Source organism: Polaromonas sp. (assembly GCF_039932935.1).
Taxonomy (GTDB): domain Bacteria; phylum Pseudomonadota; class Gammaproteobacteria; order Burkholderiales; family Burkholderiaceae_C; genus Polaromonas.
Genome location: NZ_JBDTPB010000131.1, coordinates 1 through 6,673, shown reverse-complemented (window position 1 = coordinate 6,673; position 6,673 = coordinate 1). Strand labels below are relative to the sequence as shown.

Sequence of the window (6,673 nt, the reverse complement as noted above, 5' to 3'; positions counted from 1 at the left end):
TTCATGTACCGCAGCTGGATGAAGAACCAGGGCATTCCCGACCATGAGTTCGACGGCCGTCCCATCATCGGCATCTGCAACACCTGGTCGGAGCTCACTCCCTGCAACGCCCACTTCCGCAAGATTGCAGAGCACGTGAAACGCGGCATTTCCGAAGCGGGTGGTTTCCCGGTGGAGTTCCCGGTTTTCTCCAACGGCGAGTCGAACCTGCGGCCGACCGCGATGCTCACACGCAACCTGGCCAGCATGGACGTGGAAGAAGCGATTCGCGGCAACCCCATCGATGCCGTGGTGTTGCTCACCGGCTGCGACAAGACCACGCCCGCATTGCTGATGGGCGCGGCGAGTTGCGACATTCCAGCCATCGTGGTGACCGGCGGTCCCATGCTCAACGGCAAGCTCGAAGGCAAAAACATCGGCTCGGGCACGGCTGTGTGGCAGCTGCATGAATCGCTGAAAGCGGGCGAAATCCAGCTGCACCAGTTCCTGGCGGCCGAAGGCGGCATGTCGCGCTCAGCCGGCACCTGCAACACCATGGGAACGGCCTCCACCATGGCCTGCATGGCCGAAGCGTTGGGCACCTCGCTGCCACACAACGCCGCGATTCCCGCGGTGGATGCACGCCGCTATGTGCTGGCGCAAATGTCGGGCGCGCGGGCCGTCGAGATGGCGCGCGAAGGCCTCACGCTGTCGAAAATTCTCACGCGTGAAGCATTCGAAAATGCCATCCGCGTCAACGCCGCCATTGGCGGCTCCACCAACGCGGTGATTCATCTCAAGGCCATTGCGGGTCGCATCGGGGTGCAGCTGGATCTGGAAGACTGGACGCGCATTGGCCGCAACACGCCCACCCTCGTCGACCTGCAGCCCTCGGGCCGCTTCCTGATGGAGGAGTTTTATTACGCCGGTGGCCTGCCCGCCGTGTTGCGCCGCCTGGGCGAAAACGGCTTGCTGCCACATCCCAAGGCGCTCACCGTCAACGGCCAGTCAATTTGGGACAACGTGCGCGAAGCCCCGCAGTACAACGACGAGGTGATCCGTCCGATCGACAACCCGTTGATCGCCGACGGCGGCATCTGCATATTGCGCGGCAACCTGGCACCGCGTGGCGCCGTGCTCAAGCCTTCGGCAGCCTCGCCTGAGCTGCTCAAGCACCGCGGCCGCGCAGTCGTGTTTGAAAACCTCGAACATTACAAAGAGCGCATCGTCGACGAGAACCTCGACATTGACGCAAGCTGCGTGATGGTCATGAAAAACTGCGGCCCCAAGGGCTACCCCGGTATGGCCGAGGTCGGCAACATGGGCCTGCCGCCCAAGCTGCTGCGCCAGGGTGTCAAGGACATGGTGCGCATTTCCGACGCACGCATGAGCGGCACCGCTTACGGCACGGTGGTGCTGCATGTGGCCCCCGAAGCCGCCGCCGGCGGGCCGCTGGCCGCCGTGCGCGACGGCGACTGGATCGAGCTGGACTGCAACAAAGGCCGCCTGCACCTGGACATCAGCGACGCCGAGCTGGCCGAACGCCTGGCCGCCCTGGAAGGCACCGCCCCCACCGGCATGCGCGGCGGCTACCAGCGCCTGTATGTCGACCACGTCCTGCAAGCCGACGAAGGCTGCGACTTCGACTTTCTTGTCGGCTGCCGCGGCTCCGAAGTTCCCCGCCATTCCCACTGACCATAACTCCCGACCCTCGCTCCATGAACACTTCCCTTCAGCCGCGCTACCGCGGCATCTTTCCGGTGGCACCCACCACGTTCACCGAAGCCGGCGAGCTTGACCTGGACAGCCAGAAGCGCTGCATTGACTTCATGATCGATGCGGGTTCTGACGGCATTTGCATTCTTGCCAATTTTTCCGAGCAGTTCGTGCTGTCGGACGAGGAACGCGAAACCCTGACGCGCACCATCCTTGAACACGTGAAAGGCCGCGTGCCCGTGATCGTGACCACCACCCATTACGGCACCAAAATCTGCGCAGAGCGAAGCCGCCGCGCGCAGGACATGGGCGCCGCCATGCTGATGGTCATGCCGCCGTATCACGGGGCCACGTTTCGCGTGGGTGAGCCGCAGATTTACGAGTTTTATGCGCGCCTGTCGGATGCGGTCGACATTCCCGTCATGATCCAGGACGCCCCGGCCAGCGGCACCGTGCTGTCTGCCGCCTTCCTCGCGCGCATGGCCCGTGAGATCGAGCACATTGCCTATTTCAAGATCGAGACGGCCGGCGCCGCATCCAAACTGCGCGAGCTCATTCGTTTGGGAGGCGATGCGGTGGAAGGCCCGTGGGACGGTGAAGAAGCCATTACCCTGCTGCCCGACCTTGATGCCGGCGCGACTGGCTCCATGACCGGCGGCGCCTATCCTGATGGCATCCGTCCCATCATCGAAGCACACCGCACCGGCGACCACGACAAGGCCTATGCCTTGTACCAGCAATGGCTGCCACTGATCAATTACGAAAACCGCCAGGCTGGGTTGCTGGCTGCCAAGACGCTGATGAAGGAAGGCGGCGTGATCGCCTGCGAGGCCCCACGCCATCCCTTTCCGGCCATGCACCCGGAAACGCGCGCAGGCCTGCTGGCCACCGCCAGGCGGCTTGACCCGATGGTGCTGCGCTGGGGGCGCTAGCGCCGTAAAAGGCAACGCTGGCTCCTGCCCCACCTCACCCCTGGATTCGCTCCTTTATTGATAGCTGTCCGCGCTCGTCCCTTGCGGGCTGCAGGCCCATAAAGATACTAGCGCGGCATTCCCGACCCGATCTGGCGCGCCAGATGAACCTGGTGCAGGGTGATCTTGCGCACCTCAGCCTGGCTGGTTTCGATGTGGGCGCGCAACAGCATGGCGGCTTGGTCGCCGCGCTTGGCCTGTACCGCCTTGAGAATTTTGGCGTGTTCCTCATAGGTCGCATCGATGCGCGGCTGCTTGATGAAGTCGAGCCGACGAATGATGCGAATGCGGTCGGTCACGTCGCGGTGCACGCGGGCCATCTCGGCATTGCCGGCGGCCGCCACCAGCGCGCAATGAAAGGCCTCGTCCCACTGGGCGACCTGCACGTTGTCAGTGCTGCGCCGGACCGCCGGCACCAGCCAGATGGCAACCAGCCCATCGAGCAGCGCAGTATCCACCGCCTTGCTGCCGGCGCACAGGCGCTGCACAGCCGTGGTTTCCAGCACCATGCGCAGGTCGTAGAGCTGCTCGAACTTGTCGAAGTCAAACGGCAGCACGCGCCAGCCGCTGCGAAACAGCACCTCGACGAAACCTTCCTGCTGCAGGCGAAACAGGGCCTGGCGCACCGGGGTGCGCGAGACACCCAGGCGTTCGCTGATTTCGGTCTCTGTGAAACGATCGCCCAGCACCAGCTTGAACTCGGCAATATTGCGCTTGAGTTCAGCATAGGCCTCGTCGGCGCGCGAATGAAAAGCGGCACCAGCAACAGGCAATGCAGGCGTGGGGCTCATGCCAGCAGGCTCACGTGGGCGGCCACCACGCGCCAGCCGTCGGGTGTGCGCAGCCAGGTTTGGCTCTGGCGCCCGGTTTTGTCGCTGCCCGCGCGCGCGAACTCGGTGTTCGCCGTGGCGAAGTCGCAGCCGTAGGTGGTGATCACGGTAGCAAGAAGGGTGCGTGCCAGCCCTTGCGAGGGACGGCCCGCACGAAACGCGCGTATGGCGTCATAGCCATAAAGGTTCTCGGTGGCGCCGTAGCGCAGTGTGTGTTCGCTGTTCCAGAACAACTCGTCGAGCACTTCCACGTTGTTGCCGACCAGCGCGCTTTCGTAACGGTCAAACGCGGCGGCCACTTCGGCATGAACGTCGGGCAGGTTGATGGCGTGGATCATGGTTCCCCAATTGTCAACGAAGCCAGCGGCGCGCGGGCGATGCCGGCGGCCTCCAGCACCGCCGCCACGCGCAGCGCGTGGTCTTCTCGCCAGGGCGCGGCAATCACCTGCACGCCGATGGGCAGGCCTTGGTCAGGCCACACTGGCACCGCGCAGACCGGCAAGCCTATGCAGGAAAGCGGCTGGGTCAGCAGCCCCATGCTGGGGCGTAGCGGCAGGCGTTTGCCGTTCAGTTCCAGCCACTCGGCGCCCAGGGGGGTGGCGGCGCAAGGGGTGGCGGCGGCCAGCAGCACGTCGAAGTGTTCGAACAGGCCGGCCACGGCTTTCGCATACAGGCGGCGCACCCGTTGGGCGCGGTCTATCCAGGCGGCCGGCAGGAGGGCGCCGGCCAGGAAGCGGTCGCGCGACAGGGGCTCAAAGTCGCCGGCGCGGCGCCGCAGGTCGTTCAGGTGCAGGGCGCCGCCTTCGGCGTTGGTGATCAGGAAGGCAGCGGCGCGGCCAGCCTCGACCATGGGCAGCTCCACCGTTTTGCGGGCGGCGCCCAGCGCCTGGGCTACGCGCTGCACCGCGGCCCAGGCCTGCTGCTGCGCATGGTCCTGGAAGTAGCCACCCAGCACGCCCACGCGCAGCCCGTCCACCCCTTGCATCAACGATGGCAGAACCGGTTCGGCGGCACGCTGCACGCAACCAGGGTCGCGGCCGCGCGCGGTTTCGGGTCCCTGCATGAGGTCATACGCCAGGGCCAGGTCGCGCACGGAACGCGCGAACGGCCCCAGGTGGTCCAGGCTGGAAATAAAGGGGTAGCTGCCGCTGCGCGGCAGGCGGCCGAAGGTGGGCTTGAGGCCAAACACACCGCACAGCGAGGCCGGCACGCGAATGGAGCCATTGGTGTCCGAGCCCAGCGCCAGCGGCACCTGGCCCGCCGCCACCGCGGCGCCCGAACCGCCGGATGACCCGCCGGCAATGCGCGTGAGGTCGTGCGGGTTGCGGGCCGGCCCGGCATGGCTGTTTTCGGTGGTGAAGCCGTAGGCGTATTCGTCCATGTTGAGGGCGCCTACCAGCACCGCACCGGCCGCTTCCAACCGCTGCACCAGCAAAGCGTCGGCCGTGGCGGGCACGTGCTCACGTTCGATGGCCGAACCCGCGAGGGTGGACAGGCCTTCGATGTCGAACAGGTTTTTCACGGCGAAGGGCACGCCCAGCAGGGGCTGGGCTGTCACGCCGGGCACATCGCCGGCGAGTTGCCGGTCCAGCAAAGCCGCGCGCTGCCGCGCCCGCAAAGCCGTGACCTCGGTGAAAGCATTGACGCGGCCATTGGTAGCGGTAATGTGCGCCAGGCTGGCTTCAACCAGCGCGCCGGCGCTGATCTCGCGCGAGTGCACCGCCTGGGCCATGGCTGTCGCGTCGCCACGCAGGTATTCGGCGGCGCGGCTCATCCGGGGACCTTGGGGGAAGGCTCCACAGGTACAAACACCATCGCCGGGTCGTCATGGGCATCCAGCGGCACGGCCTGCAGCTGCTCGGCAAAATCGGCAGCCAGCGCAAAAAACTGCAGCACGCCGGGCCGGTGTTCCGGGCTCAGCGGCAAATCCAGTGCCGCGGCCGCGGCGTCGACATAGGCTTCAATTTGCGGGGGCGTCATGCGTGTTAGCGCCTGACTTCACGCTGGAAGATTTCCAGGCTGAGTTTCTTGGTGCTGATAAAGCTTGCCTCGGAGAGCGTCTCCACCGTGCGCGGGCGCACGTCGCCATAGGGCAGGATTTCGGCCACGCGTGTAGGGCGCTTGGTCAGCAACAGCACCTGGTCGGCCAGGTAGACAGCCTCTTCCAGATCGTGTGAAACCAGCAGCATGGTGGTGCCAGTCTGCATGAACACCTCCTGTAGCTTTTCGCGGATGAAAAGCGTCATCTCGAAGTCCAGCGCGGAAAAAGGCTCATCCAGGAACAGCACCTCGGGATTGGGCGCCAGCGCCCGCATGATGGAGGCCGTCTGTTGCTGCCCGCCCGAAAGTTCATAGGGATACCGGTTTAGGTCGAACTTCACGTCGAAGGAGGCCACGAGTTCGGCCATGCGCCTGTCCACCTCGGCCTTGGATTTTCCCTCGAGCTTGAGCGGATAGGCGATGTTGTCGATAGTGCGCATCCACGGAAACATCGCTTCGCGGTAGTTCTGGAACACGTAGCCGATCTTGGTGTCCTTGAGCGACTTGCCGTCAAACAGGATTTCGCCCGCGTCGATGGGAATCAGGCCCGCGATCATGTTGATCAGCGTGGACTTGCCGCAGCCGTTGGGCCCGAACACCGAAACGATCTTGTGCTTGGGGATGTCCAGGTTGAAGTCTTCGTACAGCGGCCAGCCGGCGAAGTACTTGGTCAGGCCGCGTATGGTGATGTGCGTGCCGGCCGGCCCGGGCTGGAACTCACGCACCGGGACGTCGGCAAAGACAGGGGCGTTGATTACAGCGGACATTTCGAACTCCAATTAAGTTCACGATTGGTAACGAAGCGAGCAGACGCTCCCTTCAAGCAGGGGCCGCGGAACCGGCTTAGCCGGGCCGCAGGCGCAGCGGCCCCCTCGGGGGGCAGCGCATTACACGCAGCCGAAGGCAAAGTGAAAAGCGTGGGGGCCATATCTATCGTCCACTCCAGTGAACAATGCGGCGCTCAAGCATCAAGAAAAGAATGTTGAGCGCATACCCCAGCGCGCCCGCGGCCAGGATGGATGCGTACATGTCCTTTACATTCATGACCTGCTGCGAGTTGATGATGCGGTTGCCCAGGCCGGTGTCGGCCCCGATGAACATCTCGGCGACGATCACGATGACCAGCGCCATGGACAC

7 protein-coding genes and 1 pseudogene are annotated in these 6,673 nt (G+C 64.8%); 2 read left to right on the top strand and 6 right to left on the bottom strand.

Annotation, left to right across the window (positions count from 1 at the left end):
• Together ABI546_RS19925 and ABI546_RS19920 are read left to right on the top strand one after the other, a co-directional pair.
• Positions 1-1,674, top strand: a 1,674-nt coding sequence (locus ABI546_RS19925) for an IlvD/Edd family dehydratase (RefSeq protein ID WP_348049470.1), incomplete at its 5' end; no start/stop codon positions are given.
• Between the two features lie 23 nt (positions 1,675-1,697).
• Positions 1,698-2,627, top strand: coding sequence for a dihydrodipicolinate synthase family protein (locus tag ABI546_RS19920; protein ID WP_348049468.1), 930 nt, complete (start codon positions 1,698-1,700; stop codon positions 2,625-2,627).
• A 107-nt stretch (positions 2,628-2,734) separates the two neighbouring features.
• Here the strand turns inward: ABI546_RS19920 and ABI546_RS19915 are convergent, their stop codons facing one another.
• The 6 genes and pseudogenes from ABI546_RS19915 to ABI546_RS19890 form a co-directional block, all read right to left on the bottom strand.
• Entirely contained in the window at positions 2,735-3,457 is a 723-nt protein-coding gene (locus tag ABI546_RS19915) for a GntR family transcriptional regulator (RefSeq protein WP_348049466.1), read from the bottom strand.
• Complete coding sequence (gene hpxZ, locus ABI546_RS19910; RefSeq protein WP_348049464.1) at positions 3,454-3,834, bottom strand: oxalurate catabolism protein HpxZ; 381 nt, start codon at positions 3,832-3,834, stop codon at positions 3,454-3,456. Before hpxZ ends, ABI546_RS19915 begins: the two co-directional genes overlap by 4 nt.
• Positions 3,831-5,270 carry an AtzE family amidohydrolase gene (locus tag ABI546_RS19905; RefSeq protein ID WP_348049462.1) on the bottom strand — a complete coding sequence of 480 codons (1,440 nt, stop codon included), beginning with the start codon at positions 5,268-5,270 and terminating at the stop codon, positions 3,831-3,833. Before ABI546_RS19905 ends, hpxZ begins: the two co-directional genes overlap by 4 nt.
• Positions 5,267-5,476 (bottom strand): AtzG-like protein, encoded by a 210-nt coding sequence (locus ABI546_RS19900; protein WP_348049460.1) that lies wholly within the window; start codon positions 5,474-5,476, stop codon positions 5,267-5,269. Before ABI546_RS19900 ends, ABI546_RS19905 begins: the two co-directional genes overlap by 4 nt.
• A gap of 5 nt (positions 5,477-5,481) precedes the next feature.
• Positions 5,482-6,303, bottom strand: a complete 822-nt coding sequence (locus ABI546_RS19895) for an ABC transporter ATP-binding protein (protein ID WP_348049458.1) — start codon at positions 6,301-6,303, stop codon at positions 5,482-5,484.
• Positions 6,304-6,466: 163 nt separating this feature from the next.
• Positions 6,467-6,673: pseudogene (locus tag ABI546_RS19890) on the bottom strand (ABC transporter permease); the annotation flags it as partial.